Origin of the sequence: Alteromonas naphthalenivorans (genome assembly GCF_000213655.1) — a bacterium.
In the GTDB taxonomy this organism is placed as follows: domain Bacteria; phylum Pseudomonadota; class Gammaproteobacteria; order Enterobacterales; family Alteromonadaceae; genus Alteromonas; species Alteromonas naphthalenivorans.
In genome coordinates this window covers 2,591,128-2,611,580 of the sequence record NC_015554.1, presented here as the reverse complement: position 1 = coordinate 2,611,580, position 20,453 = coordinate 2,591,128, and the positions used below count along the sequence as shown (strand labels likewise).

The window sequence follows — 20,453 nt, the reverse complement described above, 5'->3', positions numbered from 1 at the left end:
TTATCCTTGTTGCGTTAAATAGTCGATGCTTTGCTTCAGCAGCACACTACCTTGGGCCGTCAATATCGACTCAGGGTGAAATTGAAAGCCGAGCATTTTATCAGTTTTGTTAAACACGGCCATGACGGTTTCAGTTCCATCATCGTTAACACAAGACGCACAGGGTTCAAGGGCGTCAGGTAGTGTTTGTGCGGCTAACGAATGATAGCGAGCTACATGTAATGGCTGTGGCAGGTCTGTAAACATGTCTTTTTCTGAATGGGTGATGGCAGAGCTTTTACCATGCATAACTTGCGTGGCGCGGCCTACAATACCGCCATAATATTCAACAATGGCTTGATGGCCTAAGCAAATACCCAGTACCGGAAAAGTACCTGCTACTTTTTCAAGTAAAGCCGGCATACAACCCGCTTCGCTTGGGGCGCCAGGACCTGGCGACAGCATTAGCAAAACTGGGCTTTTGGTGGCTTGTTCTTGCATTTTTTCAAATAACATATCAGCGCGCACTGTGTTGCGATATACGTTTATTTCTAAATCAAGCGCACGTAATTCATCTACCAAGTTATAGGTAAAAGAGTCGACGTTATCGAGTAAGAATAGGGTGGTTTTGTTGCTCATAGTCATACTCATGCTTGAGTCTCCGCTTCCGCTTTGAGTGCTGCGGTAACCGCGCTAATAACCGCTTGCGCTTTTGCACGGGTTTCATCGGCCTCAGCTTGTGGAACAGAGTCGTAAACCACCCCAGCGCCTGCTTGAATGAAAGCACGGCCGTTTTTCACAAATGCCGAGCGAATAACAATACAGGTATCCATGTCACCTTGTCCGTTTATATAACCTACTGCGCCGCCATAGCTACCACGACGTTTTTGCTCTACTTCACGAATCAGCGTAGCGGCACTCACTTTCGGCGCGCCCACTAAGGTGCCCATGTTCATACATGCTTGATAAGCATGTAGCGCATCTAAATCGTCACGAAGTTGGCCAACAACACGGGAAACAAGGTGCATAACATGAGAGTAGCGGTCTACTTTCAATAAGTCTTTTACAAAGCGGCTTCCCGGGCGGCTTACTTTTGCCACATCGTTTCGCGCTAAGTCGACCAGCATGATGTGCTCAGACTTCTCTTTGTTGTCTTCACGCAAGTTAAGTTCAATACGACTGTCTAAATCGTGATTAATTGTGCCGTCAGGGCGTTTGCCGCGAGGGCGAGTACCAGCAATGGGGTAAATTTCAACTTGGTTGCTTTCACTTTCATATTTAAGTGCAGACTCTGGTGAAGCACCAAATATAGTAAAGGCTTCATCTTGCATATAGAACATATAAGGGCTGGGGTTTTGTTCTTTTAAATGCGCATAAGCTAGAAGCGGAGAAGGGCAAGGCAGTGAGAATGTACGTGATGGAACCACTTGGAAAATATCCCCTGCAAGGATGTGCTGTTTTAACTCAAGCACATTGTCACAGAATTCTTCATCACTTTTATCTACGTTTACCGAAATGTCTCCACCGATAACAGCGCCATCAATACCTGCGCCATCAATACCAGTGCCAGAAGTTAAAGTAGGTGTCTCAGGCATAGATTGCAATTGCTGGTGCAATGATTCTAAGCGCTGGGAAATTCCAAAGTATTGCTGGGCTACGTCTTCGCCACTAAACACGCTGCCAATCAAGTGGGTTTCGCGAGTTTGGTGATCTACCGTAATAAGCGTTTCAGCCAAGTAAAAAACGAAATCTGGACAATCATTATCGCCATCTTCTACATGAGGAAGCGATTCAAATCCCGCAAGCATGTCATAGGCAAATACACCGCCTAAAAAAAGCGCGTGGGGATGTTGACGAATAGGCGTGATTTTTTTCACGATAATACGCAAGGTATCCATTACGCTGGCAGACTTTAAACGGCTATCTTCGTCTAACTGCGCATCAGCAGGTTCACATAATAAGGTGACCGATGTGTCGGTACTGTCAACGCATGTTACCCCATTAGGGCACTGAGATTTAAATATTGGCAACACGGAAGCGCCGTTTTCCGTAAGGGCTTTTACGTCAACACGGTTTCCAGTGCACTCTAGGCGTAAAGCCGCTTGTACCATTAATAAACTTTGTAAATCGTCTTTCGAATCGATTTCTGCCGACTCTAATAACAACGCATTAGGACGTTCGGCACAAATGTGTGCGAAGGCTGCAAGAGGGTCGTCGATGTAATGCCCAACCTGCTCAATTGTTTCGACTTTGCCTGGGGTTGTGCCCAGTTCCGCTAAACTCATTTTTGCCACTCTCCGACTGCAAAAAGATAAAAAAAAGGCCCGTAAATACGGGCCTTTTGTGTTTTATTCACGCACAAATGCGCACACCACCCGTTAATCGAGGGAGTGCCACCACCAAGAAGCAATAGTTGTTGCAGTTGTGATTGTCATTAATTGCATGAATAAACTCGTGTTTGGTTCAATCTTGTACGAACATCGATAGTTATCGAAGGCGTAAATCTGTATACTTGTGCGTATAGAAGAAAACAAATTCACCTTTGTGTCAACCAATTATTGAAAAGCCTTTGAAAATAGATCTCCACAGCCATACAAAATTCTCCGATGGGCACCTCACTGCAGAGGAGCTTATACTGCGTGCGCACACCATGCAGGTTGACGTATTAGCCATTACCGACCACGACACAGTGGCGGGATTAGAAACGGCGCATAACACGCAGGCGAAACAAAAACGGCCGTTGAAAATTATTGACGGTGTCGAAATTTCCACCAATTGGCATGGTTTCGATATTCACGTTGTGGGGTTAAATGTTGATAGAACCAACCCAACATTTCTAGCGCAACTTGAAGGTCAGGCTCAAACTCGAAAAGTAAGAGCAGAAAAAATAGCGGAAAAGTTGGGCAAGTGCGGGTTTGAAGGAGTACTTCCTCGGGCTATGGCGCTGGCCGGTGAAGGGCAGGTAACCCGCGCACATTTCGCACGTGTGCTGGTGAATAACTATGGCGTTGGCACCATGAACGCTGCGTTCAAAAAGTATTTAGGAAAAGGCAAGCGTGCAGCTGTGAAAGCAGAGTGGCCAAGTGTTGAAACTGCCATTGAGTGGATCCACGGTGCAGGCGGGCAAGCCGTGCTAGCGCACCCCGTTCATTACGACATGACCGCAAAATGGCTACGTAGATTAGTTGATTTATTTGCCCAAGCGGGCGGCGATGCAATTGAAACTGCGTTTCCTGGTATTAGCAAAGACAAGCAAGCGCTGGTGAATGAACTCGCCGCTAGCCATAATTTATTAGCCTCGGCAGGCTCAGATTTTCACTTTCCATCAAGATGGACAGAGTTAGGTAAAAATTTAGGTATTAGCAGTAACTTAACGCCTATTTGGCATGATTGGCCTGTGGTCGCAGGGGTTGCAGACGCTGTGAATCAATCTGCACCTAGTATTAACGATTAGCGGCTAGTGGTTCGTAGCGTGGTATTAGCTGCCTTCTTTCGCTAAACAACAGCCAAGCAATAGGCATGAACAGGACATTATCATGAGTCAGTTTTTCTATATTCATCCTGAAAACCCACAGCAACGTTTGTTGAACCAAGCTTGTGAGCTTATACGTGAAGGGGCGGTAGTGGTTTATCCTACCGACTCTGGTTATGCCATTGGTTGTCAGATGGAAGATAAAAAAGCCTTAGAGCAACTATGCCGCATTCGAGATATTGGCAAAGACCACAACTTCACCCTGATGTGCAGAGATATGTCTGAATTATCTATTTACGCAAAAGTGGATAATACGGCATTTAGACAAATTAAAAATAATACGCCAGGCTCGTACACGTTTGTACTAAAAGCCACCCGTGAAGTGCCTAAGCGTCTGCAAAATCCAAAGCGTAAGACCATTGGAATTCGTGTGCCCGATAACGCCATTGCATTAGCGCTACTTGAAACCTTAGGCGAGCCGCTAATGTCTACCTCACTTATTTTGCCAGGCAATACCATGGCAGAATCAGACCCTGACGTTATTCGCGATAATTTAGAAAAGCAGGTGGGGGTGATTATTCACGGCGGGTATTTAGGTGAGCAACCTACCACCGTAATTGATTTATCTGAAGATACCCCTGTCATCATGCGCCGTGGTACCGGCGACCCTGCTCCGTTTGAATAGTATATTCAGATGAGCAGTGAGCAATCGCCCATTCAGCAGCCGCTTCCGCTCGCATTTATTCATGGTGAGGCGTTAATAGAAAAGCCTGAAGACTTATTTATTCCGCCTGATGCGCTAGAAGTTATTTTAGAAACGTTTGAAGGGCCGCTCGACCTTCTGCTGTACCTTATACGAAAACAAAAATTCGATATTATTACCTTGCCGGTGGCGACAATCACTAAGCAATACATGGTATATGTCGATGCTATGATGTCGTTAAAGCTAGAACTAGCCGCAGAATACCTGTTAATGGCCGCTATTTTAGCCGAGATAAAATCACGGTTATTGCTACCTAAACGTAGCAGCGATAGTGATGAGGAAGAAGACCCTCGCGCTGAACTTATTAGGCGGCTGAAAGAATATGAACTCGTTAAACAAGCCGCTGAAGATTTGGATATTCAGCCTCGTTTAGAACGAGACATATTTGATACCAATGTGTTAGCAGCCGACAGTGTTGCGCCGGTACGAATTGAACCAGAGATAAGCCTAGCGGAAATTGTACTCGCGTTTAGTGGTGCAATGAAACGGGCGGCGGCATTTGAACACCATACTATTGCCCGTGAAGCCCTAAGTACACGTGAGCGTATGTCGATGATACTCAGTTTGATAAATGCCAGTGAATTTACACCACTTGAGGGATTATTTACGGTGGAAGAGGGACGCGCTGGTGTGGTGGTATGCTTCCTAGCTATTCTAGAATTGGTAAAAGAACAACTGATTTTTTGTATTCAGGCAGGTCCTTACGCCCGAATTCATGTAAAATTAGGCAGTAGCGTTGAGTAAAAATGAAAAAAATAAAAACAGCTCAATTAAAACAACTGGTTGAAGCCGCCATATTCGTTGCCGATGCTCCTGTATCTATTCAGCGATTAAGAGACACGGTGCTAAGTGACTTCACGGTAGCAGAGAGAACCTTAAAAACAGTCATTAATGAGCTAACCTTAGATTATCAACCTAGGGGTATACAATTAGTAAAGGTAGCCAGTGGCTACCGATTTCAATCTGTGGATGCGTTGAGTCCATGGTTGAGCAAACTATGGCAGGAGACTGCCCCAAAGTATTCCCGCGCTATGATGGAAACTTTGGCACTTATTGCCTATCGTCAACCTATTACTCGTGGAGAAATTGAGCAAGTAAGAGGCGTAGCGGTAAGCAGTAGTATAATGAAGACACTCACAGAACGAGAATGGGTAAAAGTAGTGGGGCATAAAGAAGTGCCAGGCAGGCCAGCTTTGTATGCTACCACCAGTACTTTTTTAGATTACTTTTCGCTTTCATCGTTATCGGAGCTTCCCAATTCCGATGCCTTTGATGAAATGGCTAAAAGTATTGATTCCACCTCGTCGCTTAAGGTGTTAAATGAGGCACCGTCTGAGGTAACAGACCGTGCGACCGAAAACAAGCAAATAAAGAGTGATACAAATGACTGAAAAGTTGCAAAAAGTACTAGCTAACCAAGGGCTAGGCTCGCGACGAGAAATGGAACGTTGGATAGAGCAAGGTCGCGTTTCTGTGAATGGTACATTGGCAACATTGGGCGACCGTGTTGACGAAACAGGCCAGATTCGTGTTGATGGACATTTGTTGTCTCGTCAAACCGAACAGCCTGTATGCCGCGTTTTAATGTATAACAAGCCTGAGGGCGAGTTATGCAGCCGCCACGATCCTGAAGGGCGTGACACGGTGTTTGACCGTTTACCTGCTATTCGCATGGGCCGCTGGATTGCGGTAGGGCGTTTAGATATGAACACAAGCGGCCTATTGTTGTTTACTAACGATGGTGAGCTTGCAAACCGTTTGATGCACCCTAAGTGTGAAGTAGAGCGCGAATATGCTGTTCGTGTATTTGGCGATGTAACGCATCAAACGTTAAATACCTTGAAAAAAGGTGTTCAACTTGAAGATGGTGAAGCTAAGTTTTTAAGTATCTCGGGTAAAGTCGCTCCTCCAGGCTCAGAAGAAGAGAGCATGAACCGTTGGTTCAACGTTACGCTTAAAGAAGGGCGCAACCGAGAAGTACGTCGTTTGTGGGAATCACAAGGTGTTCAAGTTAGCCGATTAATCCGTGTTAAATACGGTCCAATGGACTTACAAAAGCGTTTACCTCAGGGAGCTTGGGTAGAGCTGGGTTTAGAAGACGTAAACTCACTACGGGACATTGTGCAATTACCTGAAGAAACACAAACCATGGTGGATGTACGCCAAGGCAAATTAGATCATGCACGTTTAAGCCGTATGCGTCGCTCTGTGAAAAAACACAAGGTACGTAAAGAGAATGGCGGTGTTAAAAAGCGGGTGGCAAGAACGCCTAAGCGTTAATAACAGTGTGAAATAGCAGATTCGAAAAAACGGGCATTGCCCGTTTTTTTTGCAGAATTATTTTGTATACACCTGTCTTAGCAATCGAACTTGCGCTCAACAGACATTACTTTAATGCAATGAGTCGCAATTAGTCCCGGCAGCAATACCATACTCTCGCGCTTTAGCATCTATTGATTCGCGGTTTTCAATAACATAGCGATTAAGTTTAGCGAGTACTTCTGGCTGTGACTGAGTAGAGATACGATACTTTACGCCGTCAGCAGGGACATTTTTTGCTACTGCTACTAATTCTTCAGACAGGCCCAGCGATACCAATTCACTTTTAATCGTCGCAATATTTAAATCAATAGCATCCACTAATCCTTTTAATAGCATGCGAGTAAGAATACGGACCGAACGCTCATTGGCTATAGTCAGCGTGCCTTCAGTACGCCTTTCACGCCATTTGCTGGATGGGGTAAAGCCGTATAACAATCCAAGTTTAGTAACCTCATCCATTGGCATGTCACTGTTTTCAGTTAGCACAACCGAGGTATCACATACGGTTATTAGCGCTTCACCGTAAATCAGGCCTGGGGTACCACTTTGGGTCCATCTAGGGTTATCAGGTAAGCGAAAATCAATGGCATTATCTTCAAACCAGTGATTGAAACGTTGCAAGGGAAGGGGAATGAATTCAAACGAGATATTATGGCTATTGCCAAAGTCCGTCATGATATCGCTTAATAATCCGCGATGTTGCGGTGTGGTAAAGTCCATTACGGGGTAATAATTCATAGCTTCAACACCAACTCGTAGGTGCTTAATTTCAGAGGATATAGCTAAGTTGCTGATAGGAAATAATAAAAGTATCAGCAAAATAAAACGGTTAAGCATGAGGACTACAAGGCATATATTTAATGCTGAGCAGGATACGATTAAGTGGCGTCATTTTCCACTTATTTTGTCATTTTCGATGCAGATGGGCGAATTTTTGTGAAGATACAAACGGTCCAAAAATATAGATTAACTTTTTGCAGTGAATTCGATCTCCTCAAGGTTTGAGTGCGTAGGAACAACACATCAATGATTTGATAAACGTGCACACAAAAGGAGACTGATATGAAAGATATGCCTCAGTTAGGAATGGGAACATTCCGCTTGGAAGGTGATACTGCACTCAATGCCGTAACCGATGCACTAGATGTAGGTTTCAGGCATGTAGATACCGCACAAATATACAAAAATGAGGAGCTCGTTGGCGATGCGATTAAAACCAGCGGCATTACACGCTCCGATTTATTCATTACCACCAAGGTGTGGTACGAGTCTTTAAGTGAAGATAAGTTTATTCCTAGTGTTCACGAGAGCTTGTCGAAGCTAAAAGTTGAGTATGTTGATTTACTGCTTATTCACTGGCCTTACCCAGGTAATGACATTTCTTTAGAAGATTACTTGATGCGCTTGAAACAAGCTAAAGAGCTTGGTCTTACGCGCCATATAGGGGTGTCTAACTTCACGATAGATCAGATTAAACAGGCTGAGAAAATTTTAGGTAAGGGAGAGATTTACACCAACCAAATAGAGCTGCACCCGTTTATGCAGAACCGTCAAGTTGTAAAAGCCTGTGAAGAGCGCGGTATCGGCGTAACGGCTTATATGCCATTTGCCGTCGGTGATGTAATGAAGGATGACACATTAAACGCTATAGCCGATGCGCATGACTCCAGTCCTGCTCAGGTGGTATTGGCATGGTTAGATAAAAAAGGGATTAACACCATTCCTTCTTCAACCAGCAAAGAGCACTTGGCGCAAAACTTCTCTTACACCGATATCTCACTCACAGATGATGATATTACCCGCATCGATGAACTAGATAACGGAGAGCGTATTGTTAATCCAGACTTTGCGCCTAAGTGGGATTAATGGTTAGGTGGAATAAGCCAAACCTAAATTTTAAGAGTAATTAAAAAGCGCGATAAAACGATTTCCCTTACTTCAAAAGATAGAGGGAAGTCGTTGTTTTTAATTTTTTATGGGCGTTGACGTTAAAAAAGCGTAAAAAGCCGGCATCTGTAAGAAGCTATCTTCTTCAGAAAGTAAAGTGAAAATTTACTAAGACTCACTACCAATAGTTTGATACCTTGGCTTGTAATAAAGCACGAGGAAACACAATGACTTTATATAAATTATCATGGATGATTTTTCTACTACTCGCAAACCATTCTGTATTAGCTCAAGAAACCTATTTCAAACATCAGTCCCTAGTAAATACAGAGCAAACGCCATCAATTGTTTCTTCTTCTCACGTAGCCACCGACTCATTTGTCGGTTGTATTGATTACAAAATAACTTATAGCGGCGTGAATGCACTTGATGAAGAAGCTCAAAGCAAAATCGCATTTTTAATAGAAAACAATACCGAAAATTTGGGCGTTAATAAGTCCTACTGCTTCAATGAGTTCGGGGATAAGTTGGAAATAAATTACAATGCCAACGTCGCGGATAAAACATGGTACTTTGCTGACACTAACGAGGAATACACATTATTTAAAAGCGGTATCATGAAATTTGGCGTAAATAATGTGGCAGAACCTGAGGGCTTTGAAGGTCTAGCGATTAAAAAACTTGAGGTTTTAGGACCTCAAAAAGAAATCTTGGGTTATCAAACTAATCAGGTATTGCTGGTAAGAGAGTCAGGAATAAAAACGGAATTCTGGGTTAGCGATAAGCTACTCCGTCATCCACTATCATACCAAAACAATAAATTTGGTTACGCCGACGAAATCTATGACGCAATAAAGGGAGTCCATCTTTATCAACGCAAAGTGATAGGCGATTTATTCATAATAGAAGAAGAGGCTACTGCCATCCACGCTGGTTCGCCGGATAAAGAGCTATTCATATTACCCAATGTGGATCTGTATCATTGGTAGGGTAATAAATACCCTATATCGGGGGCGTCTATTGTGTTTACTAACTACAATAATGAAGGGCTTCAACAGAGCCCATCGTCATTTGTAACCATAATATGTTTAATGATTTTCGCCGGATTACCGCCAATAACAACGTTGTCACCAAAGCTTTTGGTGACAACGGCCCCTGAAGCTACCACCACATTATTGCCTAAGGTAACACCTGGATTTATTACCGCCATACCGCCAATCCAACAATTGTGACCGAGAGTAATTGGCTTTGCGAACTCGATACCGGTTTGTCTAGATGTTGGATCGATAGGGTGTGTGGCAGTGTAAATACCTACTTGCGGTGCAATCATACAATTGTCACCAATAGTGACTTTAGCGGCATCCAATATGACGCAATTAAAATTAGCGTAAAAGTTTTCACCCACATGGATGTTTTCGCCATAGTCACACTTGAAAGACGACTCTATGTATAGGCGTTTGCCCGTAGTGCCAAAAAGCGCCTTTATTTGACGAGTGCGAGCTTTGTGTTCTGTTTGACAGGTAGCATTAAGCTCGTCTAATTTTATCCTGCAGGCCTTGCGTAATCCGGTTAACTCACGATCGCTAGGGTAGTAGAGTTCACCGGATAACATTTTCTGTTTTTCGTTCATGCCAATCTACATTTGGAATAATACCAAGACCTTACTTGCTAGATGAATAACTGACAATCACTTTTTCTTGTAGAGCGGCGTTAGCAATATCCATATTTACAGGGCGTTCAAGAATTATTGAGCCGCCGATAGAAACATCAGCGTCGATGGTGAGCTTAGGTTTCGTGCTATTTCTTTCCAGCCAGCCTTCATCACGCATCTTATAAATAATGTCGCCCTTCACTAAGGTATCGCCTTTAAGGGTGATGTCTCCATTCATACTTTCAATATTGTTCTCAACTACGCTGTCTACAATTTTAATATCACCATTAACCGTTTCTACGCTGCCTTGAATTGTACTTTGCTTTTCAATGTTTATATCACCGTTAACGGTTTCAATACTGTTAGTTACATGCAGATTCGATCCCGCATCAAGGTCGCCATTCACGATGTTGATGTCGTCAATGCGTACATGAGAACCTATCTCTACACCGCCGTTCACAACGCTAATATCTTCCGCTTGTGCATAATCTTCAATCGATACATTGCCATTGACCGAAGAAAGATCGCCTACCGAGCGATGTTCTGCTACATCTACACTACCAAACACGCTACTTATAACCTCTCCCTCTTGGGCACTGGCATTACCAACATGAATTACGCAGCCCGAAAGCATTGTTGTCGCTGCAAAGCATAAAGTGCTGGCAATAAGTGTTTTTTTCATCGTGAAGCCTTCTCAGTGTTGTTTAACGTTCTAAATTACTCATTAATGTACGCTTATCTATCACAGAGCATGCCAAGATAAAAATAGTATAATTATCAATGTTTTAATGGTTTCTGTGTCATTTCTCAATCATAGTTTTTTATGACTTCACTAGATAATAGCGAAATACACCAATTGTTCGGCATTCAAGTTATTTCTATATGAACAGCCAAGCGCCTTAAAAGGTTGTTAATAAAGGTAGATTTGGTAACTAATCAAAAACTATGAGAATTGGACACACACTCGGATATGTAGGACAGAATATGTAGGACACACACTTAAATGAGCAGCAATTGAGTTGGACACACACTCAAATGATAATAAATATGAAATATCATATGTGTTAAGCTGTTATTATCTTAATTCAGTAAGTCACTTTTCCTACAAGGTCTAAATTATGATTGTTATTCACCACAACCCCGCCTGCGGCACATCTCGTAACGTGCTTAAAATTATTGAAGATGCTGGGTACTCGCCAATTGTTGTAGATTATTTGAACGAAGGTTGGACCCGTTCTCAGTTACTTGGTTTATTTGCAGCTGCGAACTTAACCCCTAGGCAAGCACTCAGGACAACAAAGTCACCGGCAGAAGAGTTAGGGTTACTGGATGAGTCTGTATCAGACGATGCTTTGCTTGATGCTATGTTGGTACACCCAGTTTTGGTAAATAGGCCTATAGTTTGCACAGAAAAAGGCGTAGGGCTTTGTCGGCCTAGTGAAAAAGTACTCGACTTGCTACCTTCATGGCCATCAGGCCCTTATTTTAAAGAAGATGGTGAGCAAATATTAGATGAACTTGGTAAAAGGATGTAATTTATGCACGACAAACATTCGCAGTTAAAGCGAGCGAAGCAAAATGCATTAATTTGCTTATTGATAGCCGCGGGTGTTTTCGTGATTGCCATTGTCACACAGGTGTATGTTCCCAGCTTGGCTAGTGCTAAATGGTTGGGGCTGATAAAAATGGCTAGTGAAGCTGCATTAGTCGGAGGGCTCGCCGACTGGTTTGCGGTAACAGCGCTTTTTAAACCGATACCTGCTCGGTATCCCATTCCTCATACCAATATTGTCGCGAGCAATAAAAGAGTGATAGCGCAAAACTTGTCACTATTTGTTAAAGAAAAATTCTTTCATGCTAGTGCCATTGAAAGCTTAATTGCATCTAGTCAACCTGCCAAAGGGGCAGGGCGATGGTTAGAAGACCCTCAACATGCGAAAAAATTAAGCCGATTTTTATGTGATGCACTTGCCGGCATTCTTCGTTTAGTGGATGACAAGCCAGTTAAAGCCTTTATCGGTAAAACAGCTGAAAAAGGAATTAATCAACTCGACTTACAACAGCTTATAGCCACTGTGTTGAGCAGTATTACCCGAGAGCGGCATCATCAGCTTGTATTAGATAAGCTGCTCGGAAACGTTGCTAAATTGATGGGTGAGCCTGAAACGCAAGAATATATTGCTGCCACACTCATAGATTGGCTTAAAACAGAGCATAACCGATTAGAAAAACTACTTCCTTCAACTTGGTTGAGTGAGCGGGGAGCACTTATTGCGGTAAAAGCGGTTTCTCGCGTACTTGATGACGTGTACGCCGATGATAATCACCCTTTGAGGCATGCGTTTGACGAGCAGGTAAATGACTTTTTACATGAAGTGCAAACCAGTGACTCGATGGCTCAACGTATCAACAATTATAAAGAGCAACTGGTTCATGATCCCGCCCTTAAAGCTTTTTTAAATAAAAGCTGGGTAGCGTTACATGGCCGGATGCTTGAATCTTTGAGTACTGAAAGCGGTAAAGCAGAAACGAAAGTGACACATTGGCTAAATGAATTAGGCCGTTCTTTAACCACCGATGAGCGCTTATCGAGCGCATTCGACCGGCATATTGGTGAAGCTGGAAAGTACATGGCACCAGAGTTGGCAGACTTTTTAACCAAGCATATTGAAGATACCATAAATAGCTGGGATGAAAATGAGATGGCTGAGCAAATTGAGCTAAATATTGGGCGCGATCTTCAAAAGGTACGAATTAACGGCACCTTGGTGGGAGGCTTAATTGGCGCATTGTTATTTGGTTTAGAGCAAGTTATCGCACTTACGTCGCAATAGAGAATGTTGGGTTATGCGATGTTTTAGGCAATTACTGAAGAGGGAGCGCGTTCTAAAGCCTGTGCTACTGCGCTTTAAACTTACTATTTATGCTTCAGATTGAAGACTAGTGAGTCTGCCGCTACTTTACCCTTAAGGCCACCTTCCAGTGGTTCACGTTCAAGCAGAGTAATAGAATAACTAGCGTTGTATAGCCGAGCTACCTCTGTTTCGTCAACGCAAAATGGAGGGCCAGGAATAACGCTTTGGTCATAATCGAAGCTTATCAAAAGGATGGGGGCGCATTCGGTGATATCACAAATATGCGCTGCATATTTCTCGCGAAGCTCGGTAGGCAACGCAACTAATGCGGCTCTATCGTAAATACCGGTTATGCCACCCAGTGTTTCGTTGGTTAGCTCAAAAATATCACCAACAAAAATACTTAGTGGTCCATTTTTAAATAGTTTAAGACTACCTAAGGTCGTGATCTCTGGCTCAATGTCCAACTCGGCAAATAGCTGCGTGATCGCAATTTCACTTAATTCCGCACCTACTACTTCGCAGCCGTTAGCAAGCAACCAATGAATATCCTTAGTTTTACCGCACAAGGGTACGAATACTCGCGGTGAGGTAGAAGCTAATAAGGTATCAGCATACTTAACTAAAAGTGCATTGCCCTCAGGTTCATGGAAGCCAATTTCATTTTTATGCCACTTGCTGTGCCAAAAATCATGTTCCATCAATATATTCCTTAACGTGTGAGGGCTACAGATAAATCGAGGGGATAAACTTGTTTAAAGCAACTTGTGTAAACCTCTAACAAGCAAGGAGCAATCTGTTAATAAACAAACGCTCCTTCGCCATATATGTGTTAGTACTTACGGTTGCTATTTAACTGTCTAGCGGCGTATTGAATTCTTCAGACAGCTCAAAGTCACCTTCTACTGACGTTACTTTGCCGTCTTCAAATGTAATAACCATTTGCTTTTGGAAATCTTCACCGCGTTTTTTCATGCCGCGTTTCATATCGTAAACGTAGTACCAGGTATCATCATCGAAAGAATCTTGTACTACTGGGTTACCAAGTACGTAGATAACCTGTTCTTTAGTCATGCCGATGCGTAGTTTAGAAACGTCTCTTTGATCGAGAAAGTTACCTTGAGGCACATCAATACGATAAATCCAATTAGAACAAGCGCTTGATGTAAGGGTAAAACCTAAAATTATTAATAAATGTTGCAACTTCATGCGTAAATCAGTCCAGTATTGCTTTTTCTTCGTTACCCAACAGCATACAAGCGGGTGGGGTGCGTTAATGTAAGCACGAAGGCATGCTACATCGACAAGTATGACCAATCAACTGCATTTTAGTTCGATTGCGCGCTTTTCAATAACTCTTTTGCGTTAGCAAGGGCCGACTTGGTTACTTTGTCGCCAGCTAACAAGCGTGCTAATTCATCCACTCTATCTTGTTTCGTTAACGCCAACATTTGTGTTTCAGTACTTTCACCGTCGGTAAGCTTAGTAACAAAGAGTTGGTTATGCGCTTGCGCAGCAACCTGAGGTAAATGGGTAACGCACATGACTTGTACCTGTTTGCCTAAACGGCGAAGCAACCCACCCACAATCGACGCGGTAGGCCCGCTAATGCCCGTATCTACTTCATCAAAAATCATAGTAGGCGTGGCATGGTTATCGCTGGCAATAACTTGAATGGCTAAGCCAATTCTTGAAAGTTCACCACCAGATACAACTTTATCTAGTTTGTCAGCTGCTTGGCCGGGGTTAGTAGAAACTTTAATTTCTACCGAGTCTTGGCCTAAAGCTGATGGCTTTTTAAACTCATCGTAATTAACTTCAATGGCTACCTTAGCGTGAGGCATGTTCATTTGATGAATTTGGGTTTCAATTTCACTAGCCAAATAATTTGCCGCTTTTAATCTACATTCAGACAATACTTTCGTTTCACTTAGATATTGGGCTTTAAGTACATCGACTTCATCTTCTAGTGTGGTTAACAAAGACTCTTGATCGCCTAGCGAAGCAAACTCAGTCGCTAGGGTTTGGTGATGCGCAAATAAATCTTCGGGCATAACGCTGTGCTTGCGTGCTAATTCCATCGCTTTTGCGTACCGAGCTTCTACCTGCTGTAAACGAAGAGGGTCTATTTCTAGGTCATCGCAATAATGGCGCAATTCCCCGGCCGCTTCTTCAACCTGAATGGCCGCTTCATTTAACAACACAAGAATAGGGCTTAAACTGGCATCGTGAGATTCAAGTTCGCCCAAACGGTCTATGCTATTTTGTAATATAGACAGTGCATTGCCTTCGTCACTTTCGTACAAGTGATAAAAACTAGTTTGTGCTTGCTCTAGCAAACTTTGCCCATTGCTTAAACGCTTATGTTCAGTTTCGAGTTCTAAAAACTCACCGTCTTCTAAGGCAAATTCGTCTAGCTCTCTAACTTGATAAGTAAGCAATTGCAATCTGTCTTCACGCTGCTGAGCTTGCGCTTGTAGCTCGCTAAGCATTTTTTGCTTTTCACGCCATAGGGCAAAGTGTTGTTTTACATTTGAAAGGCTGTCTTTGTGGTTGCCCACAGTATCAACAAGCTGGCGTTGATAATCTTCTTTCAAAAGTTGAAGGTGAGTATTCTGACCATGTATAGCAAGCAAGTGTTGGCCTAAACCTTTCAATTGCTGAAGTGACGCGGGAATACCGTTAATAAAAGCTTTTGAACGGCCTTCTTTCGATATAACTCTGCGGATAAAACAGCTGTTTTCATCCTCGTCAGAGGTGAGTTCATGCTCATCGAGATAGCGCTTTGCATTCGCATTTGTGGCCAATGCAAAATGAGCAATAATTTCTGCTTTAGACGCGGTGCTTCTTACGGCGTTTGCATCAGCTCGTTCGCCTAAGCACAAGCTTAAAGCATCAATGGCAATAGACTTACCGGCACCGGTTTCCCCAGTGATGGCAGTAAGCCCTTTTTCAAGATTAACTGACAGTTGCTTAACCACTGCAAAGTTACTAATAGAAAGATGCGCTAACATAACTATACTCGATGTTTATACAGTGCATGTAAATATATACAGTATTTTTCACATGTAAAGTATAGTCTCATAATTTTTCATTTTACGTAGTCTATTTGTCCGAGTTGAAGAAAAAATAATATAGTTGGTTAATTTTTAACCTGTATGTATATTTATATTGATATCAGCATGACCAAGGAATGGACAATGAAAGATCCTGAGACTATCGCCGACAAAAATGCAAATCAAAAGATTCCTTACGTTGCAATACCTGTAAGTACAAAGACCTCGAAAAATAATCAATCTATAGGAAGAGCACGCTTCAAGATAAAGCTTAAATCATCTATTTCTGAGGCAATGAATGGAAAAGGGGCGAGTTTCTTAGTTGGTGGCTACAGAGGGATTGGAAAAACCCATTTAGTGGATAATGTTTCTAATAGTTATGCAGAAGCCATCAATTCAGGAGTTAAGTTAAATAGAGAAAATATCACCAACCTACATAAACTAAAACTTAAACTGAAAAAAATATATCACCATGTTTCGAGATTATGGCCTGTAAAACTGAGATTATCTTCTTTGAAAGGATCAGCCACATTTGATACCAATAAGGAGGTGGGCACTAGATCAAGTCAAGCTCTTATAATTAATTGCCATATTTTGAAATTAGACATCGGTGTTGATTCGGATCTCTCTACCCGTGACATTCTTTGCGATATAACAGAGTTGATGTATTCAATAAGCTTAGCTGGGTATCGTCGTTTCAAAATATTTTTATTTATTTTATTTTTAGGCTCGACTCTACTCTATGAGCTTTTCATTTCAGAATATTTTGCCTTCCAACCTCTATTCAAAGCGGTCGATAGTGAATCAAATAACAAAGCGTTTAATATCGACTGGCTTATCGTCAGATATTTAATCGCTACAGCATTACTCTATTGGATTGGAAAGTTCTTTTACAAACATATAGCTACCCATCACGGCTTGCTTGAAGAGCTTACATTTGCTTCGCGATTTAGTCGAGAATGGGACAACAGTAATGGTGTTGCTATTCCACAAACTAGAGTTCCACTATTTCAAAATCGTAAAAAGTTTACTCAAGAGCCAATATCCGCTCGGCGAATTCAAGAGCAACTTCAACAGTATATTAACAAGCAGCGGGCTGGAGGGCAGGGCTACATAATAATACTTGATGAAGTCGATAAAATTAACCCATCTCCTACCGAAAGTTATGCTACGAATACAAAGTCTCGCAAACAGAAAGTTGATGAGCTATTGGGAGGCTTGAAAGCACTTATGAGTAACTCACGTTGTGTGTTTATCGTGGTGGCGGGCAGAGAAATTGTAGATGCTTATTATTCTGAATCAGGCTATACCAGTGTGCTATATGAGAGCGTTTTCGATGATATTTTTTATATTCCTACACTACTCACTGATTGGTCCGACGGTCAATTCGAGCACTATACTTCTATGGTCAGGCAATATATAAATACAGTAGTTTTCGATTCGGACTCAGCTGATATTATTGGTTTTTTGAAAAGTAAAAAAGCAGATATTAATAACCTTGAAGAGAATACTATTGTTGATACTCTTTTTTACTTCGAAATCTTTGTCAAATATCTCACTCTTCACTCTTGGGGGAACTTCAAGCGTCTTAAGCTGATGTTAAATGATCATTTTGAATACTATACCGAAAATTTGAAAACTCGAATTGATGGCAACAATAACGCTTTCGTGTTTACTGCCGGTGAAGCAAAAAATCAAAAGATCCTATTATTTACCCCGTCAGATATTCGTCGTATGTTTGTTAGCGCTCGATTATATGCACTTTACGAATCAAATATTGGAAGAATAACGTCTAAAACTGACGATAAAGCAGCAGTTTCAGGTCTTATCACTATTTTAGATACCTTCCGATTTCATAGTCGTGGCTTTTCACGTTCAATGATAGATAGAACTATCGCAGGTATTGATGTTCACGCTGAATCTACGCTTTCATACATAGCTGATGACTATGTGCATTCAACTTTCCAATCTATGATTCGTCGCACCTCTAACAATATCTATCCTTATAGATATTACTTATCAACAGACATGGAGTTTAGCTTTTTCGCCAAAATTCTTGGTGCAAAATCCTCAAGCTTTGAGTTCGCATTGGACTCTTCTGAACCAGTAAGAGAATTTTATTTGCGCGAAGCAAAACGTCAATCTCCTGATGGTTCAGTAAACAGCTTTTTAGCAAGTGCTAAGCTACAGGCAATACTCGGAGACATTTTTGTTTCTGAACATCGGTATGACCTAGCGTCTAGCAGCTACAGTAATACTGTTTTCCTATTGAAGAAAGTGCTACGTACAGAAAATGAAGAAGCGTGGAGGGGAAGCGGGGGAATTTCGTTGGAAGCTCAATACATGCTTATTCGTAACTTATTAAAGAAAGGTCGGTTAGAGGAAGAGAGGGAAAATACAAATAAAGCACTGGCACTTTATCATGAAGCTAAAAAGACCGCGCAAATCTTATTTGAAGTTAGTGATAAAGACGGAAAACAAACTTCTAATAAACTTGTACATGATGATTTTTCTAATTTTGACAGAAAAAATGATACGCACCACTTCTTAAAAGAGTCACTTATAGCGAAATTTGCAGCTGATTTTGCTTATATTAAAGGCGGGAATTTTACTAGGTTAGAAAACTATGAATCTAATTACCTTATAGGTGAAAATATTGATGACTCGAATGAGGATGTAGGCAGGTTTTTGTCGAAATATCTTTCAGTTGTGTATTTTAGTGGATTTTATACAACATTCGTGAATAACCAAAGTAATGGTTATGAAAAGATAATTAGTACTATCGAAAATCTACGAAGAGAATTTAGCCAGGGCAGCGGAGATAAAACCGTGACCTCTGCAAGTTCAGTGCTTTATATATGGGGGCAATGTCAGTTTTCATTGCTGGCTAGCAACTTAAAGCTTTTGGCAAAGGAGAGTATAAAAAGACCGAGCAAGCTACGATTTTATCGGCAGTGGCTTCTGCTTGTAGATGTTATGTTTGGATGTGATTATAAGTTGTCAAAGCTACGCGATCCGGCAGTCGACTGCCAGATACATAAGAGACAAGAATATCTAACATTGCTTCCATATGAAAAACAAAATATAGATTTATTAGTTGATAGCTTTGTTAATATCTTTACCGCTGCAGATAAATCTAAGAAATCTGGCCGTTATGCAGAAGCTGCTCATCAATATACAGCAATCTTATTAAATTGGATTTCATTATTAGAAATTTTACCGTGGCAGAAGTTTAAAAGTGTACTACCCGCGAAGGCTAGCTCTAGCCAAATCTCTACCGATGAAAAAACGTTAACTGATATACTGAAAAAGATAGGTACTAAGGTTGGAAAAAAACCTGTTTGGCTAGGTGATGTTATTGAATGTGCTCAAGACTGTGTTGAGAAAGCAGATAAGTCTTCGAATGTAGCGTTACGAGAAAGAGTATTAAGTTCTTACAATGATTGTAATGTTGACTCCGCTAATTATTGCTCTTGGGGCTCCCTTAGAGTAGCCGATATCTTGAAGAAGGTCGAGAGTGAAGAGAAAGGCAGAGTGTTTCCTACACTAATTTGGTGTCGTTCTAATTTAAGTAATTATTTATTAGTTTTTGGGCTTTGGGAAAATTATTGTAGATACTCTTTCAGTCTTTGGAGTAATAATTTTTCAGAAAATAAAGTAATATTTAATTTTAAAGAAATACCTATGCCAATTGGTAACCTCCCTCGGGTTCAAGGGATTTACAATTGGATAGGAGCTCGATATCAAATGCACGAGCTAAAAAAGGAAATAGAAAAGCCAACGTCCAATCAGCAAGTTTCACCAGATAGTATAATAAAATTTACAGATTTTAAAGAAATACCTATGCCAATTGGTAACCTCCCTCGGTTTCAAGGGATTTACAATTGGATAGGAGCTCGATATCAAATGCACGAGCTAAAAAAGGAAATAGAAAAGTCAACGACCACTCAGCAAGTTCAAAAAGATAGTATAATAAAATTTGCAGACATTATCGAAAAGCTTTCTTCGACTTTGGACGATTACAAAAAAGCGTTTAGAAGTGATGATCCGGATAGTTTTCCATCTAAAACGCATGTGTTTTATAATTTGGCAGAAATTATAAAGTACATCGAGACCAATTATGAAGAATCGAGTAAGGAAGTAATAAGTAAGATTGTTAAAGAGCTGAAAATCCGAAAGCAGAACAAAGTTAGCCCTTTTTTATCTGAAAGCAATAGAGGGATTTTTTTGGAAGAAGATACAATACAATGCATGTATTTAGATAAGAACTATATAGACCTTCACTTGAATAAATACCGCTTTGATCTCCTCGAAATTGATAATATAAGCTCGCTATCCTATAAGCGGAAGTTACGTCATAAGTACTTCCTTTATGATGATTTCGATGACCCCTTTTATATTGCTGAGTGGGCATATTTAAGAATGATGTCTAGTACCTGTAGACTACTTACGGTCTGAATGGGCACCC

The 20,453-nt window shown here is 41.5% G+C and carries 18 protein-coding genes; 10 read left to right on the top strand and 8 right to left on the bottom strand.

The window, feature by feature from the left end; all coding sequences use genetic code 11:
* Complete coding sequence (locus AMBT_RS11390; protein WP_013784782.1) at nucleotides 1-630, bottom strand: aminodeoxychorismate/anthranilate synthase component II; 630 nt, start codon at nucleotides 628-630, stop codon at nucleotides 1-3.
* Complete coding sequence (locus AMBT_RS11385; protein WP_013784781.1) at nucleotides 627-2,264, bottom strand: anthranilate synthase component 1; 1,638 nt, start codon at nucleotides 2,262-2,264, stop codon at nucleotides 627-629. The genes AMBT_RS11390 and AMBT_RS11385 overlap by 4 nt, the downstream gene beginning before the upstream one ends.
* A gap of 284 nt (nucleotides 2,265-2,548) precedes the next feature.
* Here AMBT_RS11385 and AMBT_RS11380 point away from each other — a divergent pair, with 284 nt between their 5' ends.
* From AMBT_RS11380 to rluB, 5 genes are all read left to right on the top strand, one after another.
* Entirely contained in the window at nucleotides 2,549-3,433 is an 885-nt protein-coding gene (locus tag AMBT_RS11380; RefSeq protein WP_049791824.1) for a PHP domain-containing protein, read from the top strand.
* Nucleotides 3,434-3,515: 82 nt separating this feature from the next.
* Nucleotides 3,516-4,136, top strand: coding sequence for an L-threonylcarbamoyladenylate synthase (locus AMBT_RS11375; RefSeq protein ID WP_013784779.1), 621 nt, complete (start codon nucleotides 3,516-3,518; stop codon nucleotides 4,134-4,136).
* 9 nt (nucleotides 4,137-4,145) lie between these two features.
* A complete protein-coding gene (locus AMBT_RS11370; RefSeq protein ID WP_013784778.1) occupies nucleotides 4,146-4,958 on the top strand; it encodes a segregation and condensation protein A in 813 nt (270 codons plus the stop codon).
* Between the two features lie 2 nt (nucleotides 4,959-4,960).
* Nucleotides 4,961-5,605: an SMC-Scp complex subunit ScpB gene (scpB, locus tag AMBT_RS11365; protein WP_013784777.1), complete on the top strand. Its 645-nt coding sequence runs from the start codon at nucleotides 4,961-4,963 to the stop codon at nucleotides 5,603-5,605.
* Nucleotides 5,598-6,494, top strand: coding sequence for a 23S rRNA pseudouridine(2605) synthase RluB (gene rluB / locus AMBT_RS11360; protein ID WP_013784776.1), 897 nt, complete (start codon nucleotides 5,598-5,600; stop codon nucleotides 6,492-6,494). The genes scpB and rluB overlap by 8 nt, the downstream gene beginning before the upstream one ends.
* Nucleotides 6,495-6,605: 111 nt before the next feature.
* On the opposite strand, the gene AMBT_RS11355 is transcribed toward rluB, so the two are convergent.
* Complete coding sequence (locus AMBT_RS11355; RefSeq protein ID WP_148259104.1) at nucleotides 6,606-7,274, bottom strand: hypothetical protein; 669 nt, start codon at nucleotides 7,272-7,274, stop codon at nucleotides 6,606-6,608.
* A 324-nt stretch (nucleotides 7,275-7,598) separates the two neighbouring features.
* Here AMBT_RS11355 and dkgB point away from each other — a divergent pair, with 324 nt between their 5' ends.
* Entirely contained in the window at nucleotides 7,599-8,402 is an 804-nt protein-coding gene (gene dkgB / locus AMBT_RS11350; protein ID WP_013784774.1) for a 2,5-didehydrogluconate reductase DkgB, read from the top strand.
* Between the two features lie 248 nt (nucleotides 8,403-8,650).
* Nucleotides 8,651-9,412 (top strand): hypothetical protein, encoded by a 762-nt coding sequence (locus tag AMBT_RS11345; protein WP_013784773.1) that lies wholly within the window; start codon nucleotides 8,651-8,653, stop codon nucleotides 9,410-9,412.
* Between the two features lie 62 nt (nucleotides 9,413-9,474).
* Here the strand turns inward: AMBT_RS11345 and AMBT_RS11340 are convergent, their stop codons facing one another.
* Together AMBT_RS11340 and AMBT_RS11335 are read right to left on the bottom strand one after the other, a co-directional pair.
* Entirely contained in the window at nucleotides 9,475-10,053 is a 579-nt protein-coding gene (locus AMBT_RS11340) for a sugar O-acetyltransferase (RefSeq protein WP_013784772.1), read from the bottom strand.
* Nucleotides 10,054-10,084: 31 nt separating this feature from the next.
* The gene (locus AMBT_RS11335; protein WP_013784771.1) at nucleotides 10,085-10,756 is read right to left on the bottom strand and encodes a DUF4097 family beta strand repeat-containing protein; all 672 of its coding nucleotides are present in this window, start codon (nucleotides 10,754-10,756) and stop codon (nucleotides 10,085-10,087) included.
* Nucleotides 10,757-11,192: 436 nt separating this feature from the next.
* On the opposite strand from AMBT_RS11335, the gene arsC reads away from it, so the two are divergent.
* Nucleotides 11,193-11,609: an arsenate reductase (glutaredoxin) gene (gene arsC, locus AMBT_RS11330; RefSeq protein WP_013784770.1), complete on the top strand. Its 417-nt coding sequence runs from the start codon at nucleotides 11,193-11,195 to the stop codon at nucleotides 11,607-11,609.
* A 3-nt stretch (nucleotides 11,610-11,612) separates the two neighbouring features.
* Nucleotides 11,613-12,908 (top strand): DUF445 domain-containing protein, encoded by a 1,296-nt coding sequence (locus AMBT_RS11325; protein WP_013784769.1) that lies wholly within the window; start codon nucleotides 11,613-11,615, stop codon nucleotides 12,906-12,908.
* An 83-nt stretch (nucleotides 12,909-12,991) separates the two neighbouring features.
* On the opposite strand, the gene tmpT is transcribed toward AMBT_RS11325, so the two are convergent.
* The 3 genes from tmpT to recN all read right to left on the bottom strand — a co-directional run bounded on the left by tmpT (nucleotide 12,992) and on the right by recN (nucleotide 15,943).
* Complete coding sequence (gene tmpT, locus AMBT_RS11320; RefSeq protein ID WP_013784768.1) at nucleotides 12,992-13,630, bottom strand: thiopurine S-methyltransferase; 639 nt, start codon at nucleotides 13,628-13,630, stop codon at nucleotides 12,992-12,994.
* A 151-nt stretch (nucleotides 13,631-13,781) separates the two neighbouring features.
* Nucleotides 13,782-14,138 (bottom strand): outer membrane protein assembly factor BamE, encoded by a 357-nt coding sequence (locus AMBT_RS11315; protein ID WP_013784767.1) that lies wholly within the window; start codon nucleotides 14,136-14,138, stop codon nucleotides 13,782-13,784.
* A gap of 119 nt (nucleotides 14,139-14,257) precedes the next feature.
* Entirely contained in the window at nucleotides 14,258-15,943 is a 1,686-nt protein-coding gene (gene recN / locus AMBT_RS11310; protein WP_013784766.1) for a DNA repair protein RecN, read from the bottom strand.
* A gap of 186 nt (nucleotides 15,944-16,129) precedes the next feature.
* Here recN and AMBT_RS11305 point away from each other — a divergent pair, with 186 nt between their 5' ends.
* Nucleotides 16,130-20,443 (top strand): ATP-binding protein, encoded by a 4,314-nt coding sequence (locus tag AMBT_RS11305; protein ID WP_013784765.1) that lies wholly within the window; start codon nucleotides 16,130-16,132, stop codon nucleotides 20,441-20,443.
* Nucleotides 20,444-20,453: the final 10 nt, after the last annotated feature.